General features: G+C 45.0%; 12 protein-coding genes. 4 read left to right on the top strand and 8 right to left on the bottom strand.

Going from position 1 to position 13,393, the window contains the following annotated elements:
• Window positions 1-226: 226 nt before the first annotated feature.
• Window positions 227-1,621, bottom strand: coding sequence for an MFS transporter (locus QVE09_RS02020; protein ID WP_315935443.1), 1,395 nt, complete (start codon window positions 1,619-1,621; stop codon window positions 227-229).
• A 110-nt stretch (window positions 1,622-1,731) separates the two neighbouring features.
• Between QVE09_RS02020 and QVE09_RS02015 the strand changes: the two genes are divergently transcribed.
• Entirely contained in the window at window positions 1,732-2,607 is an 876-nt protein-coding gene (locus tag QVE09_RS02015; protein ID WP_315935442.1) for a LysR family transcriptional regulator, read from the top strand.
• Window positions 2,604-2,804: a GNAT family N-acetyltransferase gene (locus tag QVE09_RS02010; RefSeq protein WP_315935441.1), complete on the top strand. Its 201-nt coding sequence runs from the start codon at window positions 2,604-2,606 to the stop codon at window positions 2,802-2,804. Before QVE09_RS02015 ends, QVE09_RS02010 begins: the two co-directional genes overlap by 4 nt.
• 87 nt (window positions 2,805-2,891) lie before the next feature.
• On the opposite strand, the gene QVE09_RS02005 is transcribed toward QVE09_RS02010, so the two are convergent.
• The 3 genes from QVE09_RS02005 to QVE09_RS01995 form a co-directional block, all read right to left on the bottom strand.
• Window positions 2,892-3,863, bottom strand: coding sequence for a hypothetical protein (locus tag QVE09_RS02005; protein WP_315935440.1), 972 nt, complete (start codon window positions 3,861-3,863; stop codon window positions 2,892-2,894).
• Entirely contained in the window at window positions 3,863-4,354 is a 492-nt protein-coding gene (locus tag QVE09_RS02000; RefSeq protein ID WP_315935439.1) for an RNA polymerase sigma factor, read from the bottom strand. The genes QVE09_RS02005 and QVE09_RS02000 overlap by 1 nt, the downstream gene beginning before the upstream one ends.
• Before the next feature lie 455 nt (window positions 4,355-4,809).
• Entirely contained in the window at window positions 4,810-5,229 is a 420-nt protein-coding gene (locus tag QVE09_RS01995) for a DUF3237 domain-containing protein (RefSeq protein ID WP_315935438.1), read from the bottom strand.
• Between the two features lie 137 nt (window positions 5,230-5,366).
• Between QVE09_RS01995 and QVE09_RS01990 the strand changes: the two genes are divergently transcribed.
• Together QVE09_RS01990 and QVE09_RS01985 are read left to right on the top strand one after the other, a co-directional pair.
• Complete coding sequence (locus tag QVE09_RS01990) at window positions 5,367-6,569, top strand: MFS transporter (protein ID WP_315935437.1); 1,203 nt, start codon at window positions 5,367-5,369, stop codon at window positions 6,567-6,569.
• Window positions 6,562-7,206 (top strand): TetR/AcrR family transcriptional regulator, encoded by a 645-nt coding sequence (locus QVE09_RS01985; protein WP_315935436.1) that lies wholly within the window; start codon window positions 6,562-6,564, stop codon window positions 7,204-7,206. The genes QVE09_RS01990 and QVE09_RS01985 overlap by 8 nt, the downstream gene beginning before the upstream one ends.
• Window positions 7,207-7,297: 91 nt before the next feature.
• Here QVE09_RS01985 and QVE09_RS01980 read toward each other — a convergent pair whose 3' ends face one another.
• The 4 genes from QVE09_RS01980 to QVE09_RS01965 form a co-directional block, all read right to left on the bottom strand.
• Window positions 7,298-9,559, bottom strand: a complete 2,262-nt coding sequence (locus QVE09_RS01980) for a glycoside hydrolase family 3 N-terminal domain-containing protein (protein ID WP_315935435.1) — start codon at window positions 9,557-9,559, stop codon at window positions 7,298-7,300.
• 100 nt (window positions 9,560-9,659) lie between these two features.
• Complete coding sequence (locus QVE09_RS01975; protein WP_315935434.1) at window positions 9,660-10,580, bottom strand: carbohydrate ABC transporter permease; 921 nt, start codon at window positions 10,578-10,580, stop codon at window positions 9,660-9,662.
• A gap of 15 nt (window positions 10,581-10,595) precedes the next feature.
• Window positions 10,596-11,537: an ABC transporter permease gene (locus QVE09_RS01970; protein ID WP_047844314.1), complete on the bottom strand. Its 942-nt coding sequence runs from the start codon at window positions 11,535-11,537 to the stop codon at window positions 10,596-10,598.
• A gap of 177 nt (window positions 11,538-11,714) precedes the next feature.
• Window positions 11,715-13,391 carry an ABC transporter substrate-binding protein gene (locus QVE09_RS01965; protein ID WP_315935433.1) on the bottom strand — a complete coding sequence of 559 codons (1,677 nt, stop codon included), beginning with the start codon at window positions 13,389-13,391 and terminating at the stop codon, window positions 11,715-11,717.
• Window positions 13,392-13,393 lie beyond the last annotated feature (2 nt).

Genomic DNA, 13,393 nt, shown 5'->3' with positions numbered 1-13,393 from the left:
TGTTGATTCCTGATATTAAATACATTGAAATTGTTAGACCAGACCTAATAATCAAAATTATTATATCTTTATTTTTACCTAATTCAATCAACGTCACGTCTTCTACCCTAAACGTTCAAGAAAGGATCAACTCTTATTGACAACTTGGTGAAAAACAAAAAAAACACCCAATGGAGCTATTGATTCATTGGGTGTAAACGTGCTATTGCACGGCAGATTCGCTATTTTACTTGCTTACTGGCTCCGGACTCACCGCACCTGCCTCACGACGTACGCTCATGATGATCAGTGATGCAGCTAATATCGTAAGGATTATTCCAAGCATCTGAAATCCTGTCACATTGAATGTATCTCCCATGACTATCCCAATTAATAACGACGATAAGATGGTTCCCAGGTAGCGTGATGTATTAAAAATCCCCGATGCGACACCGATCATTTCTTTGGGTGTGCTTTTGAACAGAGCTGCCTGCATGCCGACCGCGTTTAGGCCGTTACTTATTCCAAATAAAGCTAAGGCAACAATGACAATGAAGATTGGAGAAGTTTCATTCATAACAACGATCAATATAGAGCCAAATGTCATTAAAGAAGCTGATACGATTAGAGCTGGCCGTGATCCTGATTTGTCAATCCAGCGCCCTGCGATCGGAGCAATAATGACTGAACATAACCCCAAAGCTAGCATACTCATTCCTGTATGAACTTCGTTGAGATGACGTACCTGCTTTAAATACGTTGGAACTCCAAAGAAAAGTGCGTAAAACAGAATGTTCACCAGCATGTATTGCACATTCACCCAAGTCATCTCGGGATATGTGCCAAACGTTCGCAGAGGGATGAAAGGCGTGGCTGCTTTTAATTCATGTCGGATGAACATGACGAGTGCGATTAACCCGATCCCTCCTGTCAGCAGATGCCATGTTAAAATATCTCCTGTGGAATTTACTGAAAGTAAACCGATGAGTAGAGCTACCAAGGCTACCGTAAACATCAGGATACCTGGTGCGTCAATTAACGCAAACCATTGCCGAATGGACATTTGACCAGAGATAGACGGAGATTGCTCGTCCTTCGGGATTGTTTTCCAGGCGAACCAAAAGCTTGCCAAGACAAACGGAATATTAACGAAGAATATGCTGTGCCAGTCCCACCAATGAATCAATACTCCACCAATAAAAGGTCCAATTGCAGCCGCTCCAGAAAGGAATATAGCCAAGGTGGACAAGGCGGAGGCTTGTTTTTCAGTCACGTTAATTCTGACAATCGCCATTCCGACGGCCACCATCATGCTTGTGCCAATCGATTGAATGATACGGAATACGATGAGCCACGAAAAACTGGGAGACCACGGAGCTAGCATGGACGACACAAAAACAATAACAAGACCCATGAGGAAGATCTTCTTACGGCCAAACAAATCACTACACTTGCCCATGACGGGTTGAGCGACAGCACTGGCAATGTAAAATGATAAAATAATCCACGAAACGGCTGTAAAATCAAGTTGATACACTTGTTGAAGCCTGGAGATTGCCACCGAAATCATGGAGGAATTCAACGGATTCAACATAATTCCGAGTCCAACAGCCAACATCAATCCTTTATTTCGAACGTTCATCGGTGCATCACTCCTTCTTCTGCTGTTATCTTACTTGAACATATTCATTTATTCCAACGCATTATATGTTATGATTTGATGAACTAGAAGGAATGAAGGAATGGTGCAAAATGGAGCTTCTTCAACTAAAATATTTCCTGACGGTGGCCCGATGCGAACATGTTACGGAAGCTGCCGGAAAGCTGCATGTCACGCAATCCTCCCTGAGTAAAACGATACAACGATTAGAGGACGACTTGGGAGTCCCTTTATTTGATCGAATCGGGAGAAAGCTGCGACTAAACGACTTTGGAAGAACATTTCTTCAGCGAACTGAAAAAGCCTTATTTGAATTGGAACAAGGAAAGCGGGAAATCGCTGACCTCTCCAACCCGGATCAGGGTACACTGCAATTGGCAGTGACAACGGCGAGCACATTGCCCGGCATACTGCGGGAATTCCGGAAAAACAAGCCGGATATTCAGTTCCATGTGCAAATGGTTTCGTTAGAAAACATGTCCAGACTTCTGCATCGAGGCGAGGTGGACTTTTGTCTCTCCTCCCCTCCGATTGAAGGTGAAGATATCGAATGTCAGATACTATATGACGACCCGATTGTAGTCGCTGTTCCTATGGGTCATCGATATGCAGACCGAAGCAGCATTCAATTAACTGAGCTTAAGGACGAGCGGTTTGTTGGGGTGAAGCAAGGTTATGGTGTTCGTGATATGGTGGATTCCATATGTCAATCCGTTGGTTTCCTACCGAAATATGTATATGAGGGTGACGAACCTGCAAGATTAACAGCCCTTGTTGAAGCGGAGATCGGTCTCGCGTTTATACCTAGCACAGCCAGAAACCCGCATGAGCGCATTAGATATCTTCACGTAGAGGAACATCAACTCGTTCGGGAAATCGCTCTACTTTCGCACAAAAACAGGTATATTTCAAAAGCCGCTTTAGAGTTTCGTAGCGTAGTTATGGAGTATTTCAGTGCCATGCCATGAGCATAAATTCAATACAGAGGAGTGCATTCGAACATCTGAAGTTCCACCGCATAGAAGCTCATATTAATGTGGATAACACCCCTTCCATGAAACTAGCAGAGAGTGTTGGTATGGAATTTGAATGTCTACGTAAAGGGTTTATACACGAAAATGATGAGTGGACCGATCATTTGGTTTATTACAAAAATTTCAATTAATCTACTTCCACCGATAATCAAAAAAACGAACAAAGCACTTGCGTGCTCTGTTCGCTCTTCTTGTGAAGCCGTATCGCTGTCTTCGCCTTACTCCCCCAGGCTGTTCCAGAATGATTGGAACGCGCCTTTCTCCACTTCCAGGAATGCCGGAACATTACCATAACGAACCAGACCTTCACCAAACAGAACCAGTGGGACCTGCGTTTTGTCTTCCAGCGTGAGATAGATGATCTTGCGATCTTCCTTGCCGTAGAGGTTCTCTTCCAATTCCGGACTCGTTGCGATTGGTTTGGCAGCATTTAGCGATGAGATGAAGCTTTCCAACGATTCGTCCGCTGCTAACGGCTGAAGCTGCTGCAATCCGTTGTTCCAGCTGTCGAACGTCTCCCATTGCGCCGAGGCGATGTTGCCTTGGAGATGAAGTTTGCCGATCAGGTCAGCACCGCTACTGATGGTGATCCCGTTGTTCTTGTCGAATAGCTGAGCATATACCTGACCATCGATCTCGGTGTAAGACATGATGCGGAAGTCCTTATCGTAGCCATTGACCGCATAGATGTCTGCTTCGCCAATGTTGGAAGCAAGCTCCGTGTATTTATCCTGACCACTCAACTCATTGATACCGCCAGTTGTAGTACCAAGCTTCTCACCCCGCAGATTGAGTGCATTTGCGCCTTCAAGCAATGTTGGGGACTGTGTATAGACGTTACCTCCATACACAACCAGTTGCATCATATCAGCCATCGCGCCTTTACCCTGTGAATCCGGCAACTCCATCTTCGGAATCACAATCGGGTCAAACGACGCGCCTGGAGTCACCTCTGCCACCTGAGGAGTTGGTGCAGCTGGTCCATTGAATTGTTGCCATACACTTGGCGCAGCCAATCCAATGCTGGCAGCGATAACAACACTTGCTGCAATGTATAATGGTTTGCGTTGACGGTTTGGCCCCTGATGTTGCGTCTTCAAGGATTGCTCTACCCGTTTTTTCATTTGCTCGTTTGTTTTCATATGATCCACCGCTTTCTTGTAGTTTTGTTTGAATTGTTCTTCGTTCATTACAGTTCCTCTCCTTCCAGCTCCAGTTTTAACAGCTGTCTGCCACGTTTTAATCTCATTTTCACTGCTGATTCGCTAATCTCCAGGATCTCGCTGATTTCTCTAATCGAATAATCTTCGTAATAAAACAGATGAACCACCGATCTATACTTGACGGGCAGCGACAGCACAAGTTCGATCAGCGCGTGATCTTCAGGGTTGTCCGTTGTAAGAGGATCGACTCCCTCCAGCTTGACCTCCCGTTTGCGCCAGCCTCTGCCTAATAAGGATTTGCAATGATTGGTGATGACCCGAATCAACCATGCTTTTTGATGCTCCGCATCGTTGAATGTAGGGGCTTTTTCTATTAGTTTGATGAAGGTATCCTGAGTGGCTTCCTCCGCGTCTTCTCGTCTGCCGAGGTGCACCATGGCAATCCGGAACAGCGTATCCGCGTATGTCTCGTAGACTTTCATCACATGATCGCCCAGCTGGGGCACTGATCGCTGCATGGTTGTTATGCCCTCCTTTATACCTCTAACACTCTTAAGGACGGCATTTGGTCACATTTTGTTTTAGGATTTTTTTATTGGTCCATTTCATTCAAAATGCAAAAAAAGAAAGCAGCTCCATGGAGAGGAGTTGCTTTCTTCATCCAACCAACTAGAATTTCTTCTGTAAAAGCTCGATATTATCTTCCAGGCTGCTGTCCAAGCTTACGCCTACCTTCTGCAGTTTGTTTTGGTAATATGTTCTCACACCTTCCCATTTATAGTACGGATAGGTCTTTGTTTCAATCGAGAACGCGATTTCTTCTTCAATTCTAAGCATCAATACATATAAATATTGACGTAAAATCGCATAACGACAAAAAGAGCCGCTTATTTAGCAACTCTGACTCTGCATTATAGAAGGGTATCTTGCTCCGAGACACATGAACAAAATAGTTATCACATGTCTCGCGTTATCATAGCGCCCTGTATATTTTTATGTCTACTCCTGACTCCGTTGGATGACCTTCTCCAACAAACGTTTCACTGTTCAAAAAAGATAAAGCCTTGCTATCCGTAATCATTTTGGGAGAAGTGCGAAATAAAGCAGTTTTCAGCGTTTTATCGATGTTTCCGTTGTTTTCGATATAAATTTTGCAGGAATGACCTGAGTTGTCGGTTCCTTGGAGCATGTATCTTGCCGATAACGTATGCGGGTCACCATTCTTCCCGATGATCTGCGTATCCACTCCTCCACCCAGCACAATTCCCTCAAAGTACCTTCCGGTTACGCTGCCTGTAAAAGTAATCATGACAACCGAATCATCTTCGCCATTCTGCAAATCAAATGATTCTTCGATGTTCACATGTACCGTAAACAATTCCTCTAAATTCACGTGTTCCCACCTCCATATGAATTCAATTATAACTCTACTCCCTAAAAAAAAGATTTACATATTTCCTTTAAATCAATTAAAATGGTTTACACAATGTAAAGGTTAACAAGTTGTAAATGAAGGAGTTAATGACGTACATGAGTACATTACCAAAATCAGTTCGCTTTCCGCTGTTCATTCTGATGTTAAATCTGTTTATCGCTTTATTGGGGCAAGGGATGCTCATCCCCATATTGCCGGAGTATTTAAAGCTTTTTCATGCAGGAGGTACAGTAGCAGGATTTTTAGTTGCAGCCTTCGGTGCCGCTCAATTCTTCTTTTCACCTCTCGGGGGACAACTGTCTGATCGATTTGGACGTAAAAAGTTGATCATCGCAGGTATGTTTCTGTCTGTCATTTCAGATATCATATTTGCGTTGTCGACCTCGCTGCCCCTCCTGTATGTCGCACGATTTATCGGTGGAATCAGTCTTGGTTTAATGGTTCCTGCCAACCTCGCATATGTCGCCGATATTACAACGCCAGAGACACGTGCGAAAGGTATGGGCTATTTCGGCGCAGCTATGAATTTGGGGATGGTTCTCGGACCTGGTCTGGGCGGTCTCATCGCCGAGATGGGCATTCGCATGCCCTATTTCTTTGCAGCTGGTCTGGGACTGATTGCTGCCCTAATGACGCTGCTATTGCCTGAAACACTTCCCCCCGAGAAAAGAACCGTCTCCATCCGTCTTCAAAAAGGAGATCACTTGGGCAAGAAAATCTGGAGTTCTTTTAAAGTCCCCTATTTCAAATACTTGATTGTATTGCTTGTCATGACCTTTGGTCTCATGAGTTATGAGACGGTATTCGCTCTTTTTGCAGAGCAAAAATACGGATTCAACGCTGCAACGATCTCCATCATTATTACCTTGGGCGCGATTATCGGTATTGTTGTGCAAATCTGGCTTTTGGATTGGTTCGTGCAAAGAATCGGTGAAGTTAAGCTAATCCGTCTCTCCTTAATAATCACACCCATAGCTTTATTGTTAATGTTAATTAAGGTCAACCTTGTGTTTCTGTTGTTCGCTTCTGCGTTATTCTTTGCATTCAATTCGTTTTTGCGGCCTTCGGTCAGCACGTTAATATCCAAAAATGCAGGAGATCGGCAAGGTTATGCATCAGGTCTGAATACTACATTTTCCAGTCTCGGAACGGTGATTGGCCCTCTGATCGCAGGACTATTGTTTGACAAAAACATAAACTTCCCGTATATTTTTGGTGCAATTATGCTGCTCGCTTCTCTCGGACTTACCTTGAACGCATTTCGTTCGAAGAAAGGACAACGGTATACAAGTGAATGAAAACTGGCATCAACAATTGGGAAATAAACATCGGGATGATTTGATTGCAGCAGGTAAGGAGCTTTTTTTGAAATATGGATTGCTCCAGGTGAAGATTAAGGATGTATGCACGAAAGCTGAACTTAGTAGAGTGACCTTTTATAAACATTTTCAGTCTATGGATGAGCTTCTTTTAGCCATTCAGATGCAACTGATCGAACATTTAACGGATGAGGTTAGCCGTGCATCAAGGAAGGACATGAACGGGCGGGAACAACTTAGGGTCATGTTGAATGCATGGGTTGTTTATGCCGAGAATCATCCAGACTACATCCGGTTTATTCAATTGTTTGATATTAACTATGAGATGTATGATTTTAGCCCTGAATTAAGAGAAGAGTATGATAAGTTTAACCAGAACGGGAAAGAAAAACATTTCCTGATGGGCGCTTTATCCCAAGGCGTTGTTGACGGAAGTATTAAGAATCCGTCCCCTCCGCTCGATCTGGCTCAGTTTATCTTCACAACGATGATGGGCATGCTCCAGCGCATGGTAACTATTCGTGCTGCTCATGATCATTCAATGGATATGCGAATGACGGAGCAATTTGTGAAGATGCTGCTTCATTTTGTTTGTAGCGAGGAAATACCCGAGTGATGGCATGGTAGATGGATAGATAAAACAAAAGTTTGAAATAAAAAACGGATTCCGTATATTGGAATCCGTTTTTTTCTTCATTAAACAAGCGTTAATCCGTTAGCACTGGCAACTGTCCTCCAGCTTTTAGTTGACCAAGCAATACTTTGATCCCCGCAGACGTATTTGGCTCCTGCTTCCCATATACAGCAATCCCTGAGCGCACGTTCTGCAAATAGATCATCTCGTATGGGTTACCCAATGACAATAGCGTGTATCGCTGATTACTCTTGTTCATCGCATTAATCAAGGTTTGATAATCGCTCCATCCGAACTGGCTGGCCACGTTGCGGAATTGGTAAGAAGCAAGAATGACATAATTGGCTTTGCCAATCGCCTGGAGCGTTTCATTCATTTTGCCTTGACCAACAAGTGATATTTCAGTCTTTAACGACAGGTTATTAGCGGCTTGCAACAGTTGTTTCTCAAGCTGTTTCGCCTGTTCCAACTCGGCTGCGATAATAACAACCCGGTCGCCTTGCTTGATTGGATCAGGAAGCACACCTTCGCGACTGCTGAGTACAGTGACCGCTCGCTCTGCGATTGTCTGCTCCACTGCTCGGTGTGCCTTCGATCCGATGATACCGTTAAGCTGAGTTAGCTTTTGCGCAAGAGTTTGACTGCGTTCAAACAAACCATATTTCGCTTTCATCTCCAAGATTCGTTTCACGGATGCATGTATGGTTTCATCCTTGATCGTTCCATTATTCACCGCGTTCACCAGCGTTTGATGGGCCGCTGCTGAATCTTTTGGCATAAGGATGATATCAACACCTGCGGAAACGGCGCGTTCTACCGATCGATTCTCCCCAAAATGCTCCGCAATTGCATTCATGGTAAAGGCATCCGACACAATGAGACCTTCATATCCCAGCTCTCCGCGAAGAAGTCCTGTCAGTACCTTTTTCGATAAGGTGGCAGGAATCGGCACACGTTCACCGTCTTTGAGCGAAGTGACATGTTCGTTGTCTATGGCTGGGAAAGCAACATGCGCGGTCATAATCATCTCTACACCATTTTTGATTGCAGCCCTAAACGGTTTTAATTCTACCGCATCAAGCCGTTCGCGATTATGAGTTAGCACAGGCATACCAAGATGGGAATCTACCGTTGTATCTCCATGTCCCGGAAAATGCTTCACTGCCGCCATCACCCCTGATTGCTGTAGCCCTTTTATCGTTGCCAGACCAAGCCGTGTCACCAAATCCGCATCCGAGCCAAACGACCGTATACCAATGATGGGGTTATCTGGATTGCTGTTGATGTCCAGCACTGGCGCAAAATTGATCTGCAGTCCCAGTGCCTTTAGCTCCTCCCCTGTCAGCTGACCGGCTGCTTCGGCTAGTTTTGCATCTCCAGTTGCGCCAAGGGCCATTTGACCTGGCAGGTTCGTACCACCTGGTATCCGCTTAATAACGCCTCCTTCTTGGTCGATGCTAAGAAATAGAGGAATGTCACCTGCTTCTCTTTGTATATCATGTGTGAACGTTGTAAGCTGCGTCACGTCTACAATATTTTTGTCAAAAAGAATAAGTCCGCCCAAGTCCTGATCATGGATCGTGCGTTTCAGCCCCTCATTAACGGTCGTTGTCGCTTTACCATTCCATTGCCTAATGTCGGGCATAAGCATCTGACCAACTTGCTCGCTTACCGTCATATAGGATATCAGCTTATCCCAATCTTGTGTCCGAATGGCCGCTTCACGTTCGAAGCGAATGACTCTCGCCATAAATACGGCATATTCAGCTCTCGTGACAGCTTGATTCGGACGGAAGGTGGCATCTGAATAACCGCCGACCAAGCCGTTTGAACTCATAATAAGAATGGGTGCTGCTGCCCAATGCCTGTCCGTATCTGTCCATTCTGCGGGGTTCTTACCTTCCGCGAGTGCATATGCCCGTGTAAGGAAGGCCGCAGTCTCTGCGCGGCTAAGCGGTGCGTCCGGACGGAAGGTTCCGTTAGGGAAACCACTCGCAAGTCCATTTTTAGCAGCTATCATGATTTCTCGATGGAAGGGGTGTGTAGTTGGAACATCCGAATAGGTTGTACCTTCCACTGCTCTTTTAAGCTGATCTGGATAAAGCTCCCGCACCATAAAAGTGACGGCTTGTGCCCTTGTCACAAGTGCCTCTGGCTTGAAGATCCCATTGCCATATCCGGCTACTGTTCCCCGTTTCGCCATATACGTGATGCCATCCTCTGCCCACTTTGAATACTTTAGATCAACAAACGTTTCTTCCGCAGTTGCCGTTCCCACCCCTATAAGCATAGAGCCGACAACGGCACCAATAATCGTCATCCATTTTACATGCATTTGTTTCACTCCTGTTGCTATTCTATGGATGAATAGACGCTACTGCGGTATAGTTTGTTGCGTTTTCATAATTTCAATAAATTTTATATGCAAGTCATGACTATCCCTTCACGCCGCCAATCGTCATGCCCTGAACAAAGTATTTCTGTAAGAACGGATACACCATCAGAATAGGAACACTTGCAATAATGGTCATCGTCGCTCGAATCGAGGTTGGTGTGACCGCCGTTGCATTGCTCTCGGCAGACTGATAAGCATCACTTGCTGATGAGGTTGCTGAGGTCGTCGATGTTTGCAGAATCTTCATCAATTCGTATTGCAACGTGCTTAGTTCTTTATTGGAAGAGTTGTACAGGAATACATCGAACCAGGAATTCCATTGTCCCACAGCTACAAAGAGCGATACGGTTGCCATTGCGGGAATCGTTAGCGGCAGGACAACGCGGATAAATGTCGTGAACTCCCCTGCCCCGTCAATACGGGCTGACTCCAGAATGCCTTCAGGAAGACCTTCAATAAATGAACGGATGACAATCATATTGAAGACACCGATTACACCCGGAATAATATATACCCAGAAGGAACCGATCAAGCCAAGGTCTCGAATCAGCAGATAACCGGGGATCAACCCCCCGCTGAAATACATGGTGAATACAAAAAACATCGTAACAAACTTGCGAAGCACAAATTCCTGACGACTAACCGTATACGCAAGCATGGCTGTACAGAAGACGGACACCACGGTTCCAATGACCGTACGCAGGGCCGAGATCAGAGTTGCGTGATAGATATCGGATTCGCCAAAAATGTATTTGTAATTGTCCAGTGTCCATACACGAGGCCATAGATATATTCCACCCCGAATGGCATCATTTGCATTATTAAAGGATACGGCAATCATATTAACAAAGGGATAGATCGTCACAATCATCAGACATATCATGAAGATGATGTTAAAGGTATCAAACGCTCGATCCCCGGTGCTGCTATTCCGCAAGCGGGATGTGTTTCCTTTTCGCATGGCATAGGCCTCCTTTTAGAATAGTCTGCTCTCTCCCATTTTTTTCGCTATATAGTTCGCTGAGAAAAGGAAGATGAAGCTGACCACAGTTTTGAATATGCCGGCTGCTGTACCTAAGGAAAAGTTCCCCATCCCTAATCCATATTTCAGTACAAAGATGTCCAGATTCTCCGAATAGTCCATATTCATCCCGTTACCCAGTAGATATTGTGGTTCGAATCCGGATTCAAGAATACTTCCCATGTTCATGATCAACAAGATCACAATAACCGGTTTCAAGCCAGGCAGGGTGATATATAACATCCGTTTGAAGCGACTGGCTCCATCAATCTCGGCAGCCTCATATTGCGCCGGATCAATTGCCGTAATCGCTGCCAGATAGATAATGGTGTTCCAACCGACATCTTTCCAGACCTCAGTTGCCCCCAGAATACCCCAGAAGTATTCACCTTTCCCCATCCAAAGTACCGGACTATCAATCAGGTGAAGCTTCATCAGCAGCAGATTGATAATTCCGTCTGGTGACAGGACTGTTAAGACAATGCTAGAAGCAACAACCCACGAGATAAAGTGAGGCAGATAACTGACAGTTTGCACAAAACGTTTAAATATGACATTTTTCAGCTCATTCAACAAGAGGGCCAGTGTAATTGCTGTAACAAATCCCAATACCAGTTTAATGGAACTCATGACAAGCGTATTTCGCAGCACCCGGTAGAAGGTATTATCTTCAAATAACGTACTAAAATGTTGCCAGCCTACCCACTGCTGATCGGAGAAGGACCTCGCCGGTTTGAAATTCTGAAAAGCCATGGTCCATCCCCATAACGGCAGGTACTTGAAGATAAAAGCCCAGATGACAAAAGGAATACACATCCAGGCAAGTGTTCGTTGCTGCACAAGTCGCTTAAAGAACGAGTGTGCTCTGGTTCCCTTTGGACTCGAGGCTGGAGGCATCGAGTTAAGGGAGACATTAGGTTTCTCCAAGGTGAACCTGCTCCTTTCCTGTGCTGTTATTCATGCGAGGAGAAACCGGAGTTTATGCTCTGTCGTCTTCTCCTGTGCATGTAACAGTTTGTTTTAAAGAGGTTGTTGAAAACCGGTCTTATTGAACACGCACTTAAAATGTTCGTATTACCATTTTCCTGCTACACGATCCTTCACAACTTTGGTAATGGTCGCTTCATAACCAGCTTTGTCCAATTTGTTTAATTCAGCCATGTACGCATCCCACAGCTTATCAAAATTCGATGGTGCTCCCAAGATCATTTCCGGTAAGTATTTACGTTGCAGATCATCCGATTTGGTGGTGAAGATCTGTTCAGGTGATCCTTGCTCAAGGGCGATGGACCATGCGGGGAACCATGGCCGCTCTTCCGGTTTATTAAATAATTCACTAAAGGTTTGGATACCGTAGGCTTCAAGGAACTTCTTGTCTCCCTCGGTGTAAGATGCAGCGGCTACTTCTGGCTGGTTGCCAGGGCTATAAGCGTTACCATCGGTTAGTGTAGATTCACCGCCATATTTCGGCCAGTCTGTCCCAAAGTAGGTGAACCCGAATTTACGGCTGAGCTCCAGATCATCATGAGCCTTGCGTTGATCTTCATTTGCATAATAGAATCTGCCCTTTTCATCCACACTGTACGTCTCGTCCTTGATTCCCCATTGCACCAGAACCTGATTCTCTTCCTTCAGCAAATTATCGAAATATTTGATGATACGAACAGGGTCTTTGGCATTCACCGAGATGCCTGTTGCGTAGTTGTTGACGAAGCCCGGAGGATCAACATACTGATCCTTAATTCCTTCATCAAACACAATAGGAAGTGGAGCGTAGCGCTTCTCATCAATGCCTGCCGAGAGCAGGTTTTTCGACGCATCTCCAATTTGCCAGCCGTAATTGAAGTATCCTAACACACGACCCGAAGTCAGCTTGGCCAAATACTGGTCTTTGTTCATCGTAAAGGATTCCGGATCAAGCATGCCTTGAGCATTGATTTCATTTAACTTCTGAATCCATTTTTTCTGAGCATCTGTTCCGGCGACGACTTTTGCCTCATGGGTAGTCATGTCCACCATGACACTTCCATCGTTCGGATAACCGGCAAGATGCATCGCTGGATTTTGCAGCGTGAAGAAGTTATTGGCCACACCCGCAAGTGACACAAATCCGATCGTCTCTGCACCATCAACCGTTGGATATTTTTCCTTGTAATCCTGAATCAGATCAAAATATTCATCCAGTGTAGTGATCTTGGGATAATCAAACTCTTTGAGCACAGAGCGTTGAATCCAGAAAGCTCCCCCGCCAACATTTGGACTACCTGAATATTCACCCTGATTAGCCGTATAAGGCAGAGCATAGATTTTTCCGTCTTCGGCATTTTTCATTTTATCGAAGTATGGTCCGTATACCCTTTTGATATTAGGGCCGTATTCCTCAATCAGATCATCCAGCGGAATGTAGGCTCCGGCATCCAGTAACTTGGACATCTCACCACTGGAGCTAATGACATCAGGATAGTCTCCACTGGCAATCATGACACCGGCTTTGGTAGCACTATCACCTACGAGATATTCCAACTTCCAGTCCACGCCTGTTTGCTCTTGCAATGCTTTACCGATTGTTGTTTCGCTTGCAAGAGCATCCTTCTTGCCTGGAGAGAACATGTAATACGAGAACGTGACTGGACTGTTCTCATCATCACCTGTGGCTGAAGGTGATGAGGATGAATTGTTCTGACTGCACCCAGCCAGCAAAACTGTCAGCAATACAGCTAAACCCGCTGTTCTAAATTTCGGTTTTAACATGT

It is taken from the genome of Paenibacillus sp. ClWae2A, assembly GCF_032452295.1.
Classification (GTDB): domain Bacteria; phylum Bacillota; class Bacilli; order Paenibacillales; family Paenibacillaceae; genus Paenibacillus.
The sequence above is the reverse complement of the archived record's forward strand: the minus strand, read 5'-3'. Positions and strand labels throughout refer to the sequence as shown.

What these genes read in the sequence shown, in the direction of transcription:
- QVE09_RS02020 (WP_315935443.1), bottom strand. Translation starts at nt 1,621, where the DNA reads ATGAACGTTCGAAATAAAGGATTGATGTTGGCTGTTGGACTCGGAATT.
- QVE09_RS01965 (WP_315935433.1), bottom strand. Translation starts at nt 13,391, where the DNA reads ATGTTAAAACCGAAATTTAGAACAGCGGGTTTAGCTGTATTGCTGACA.
- QVE09_RS01970 (WP_047844314.1), bottom strand. Translation starts at nt 11,537, where the DNA reads ATGCCTCCAGCCTCGAGTCCAAAGGGAACCAGAGCACACTCGTTCTTT.
- QVE09_RS01980 (WP_315935435.1), bottom strand. Translation starts at nt 9,559, where the DNA reads ATGCATGTAAAATGGATGACGATTATTGGTGCCGTTGTCGGCTCTATG.
- QVE09_RS01975 (WP_315935434.1), bottom strand. Translation starts at nt 10,580, where the DNA reads ATGCGAAAAGGAAACACATCCCGCTTGCGGAATAGCAGCACCGGGGAT.
- QVE09_RS02000 (WP_315935439.1), bottom strand. Translation starts at nt 4,354, where the DNA reads ATGCAGCGATCAGTGCCCCAGCTGGGCGATCATGTGATGAAAGTCTAC.
- QVE09_RS02010 (WP_315935441.1), top strand. Translation starts at nt 2,604, where the DNA reads ATGAGCATAAATTCAATACAGAGGAGTGCATTCGAACATCTGAAGTTC.
- QVE09_RS02005 (WP_315935440.1), bottom strand. Translation starts at nt 3,863, where the DNA reads ATGAACGAAGAACAATTCAAACAAAACTACAAGAAAGCGGTGGATCAT.
- QVE09_RS02015 (WP_315935442.1), top strand. Translation starts at nt 1,732, where the DNA reads ATGGAGCTTCTTCAACTAAAATATTTCCTGACGGTGGCCCGATGCGAA.
- QVE09_RS01990 (WP_315935437.1), top strand. Translation starts at nt 5,367, where the DNA reads ATGAGTACATTACCAAAATCAGTTCGCTTTCCGCTGTTCATTCTGATG.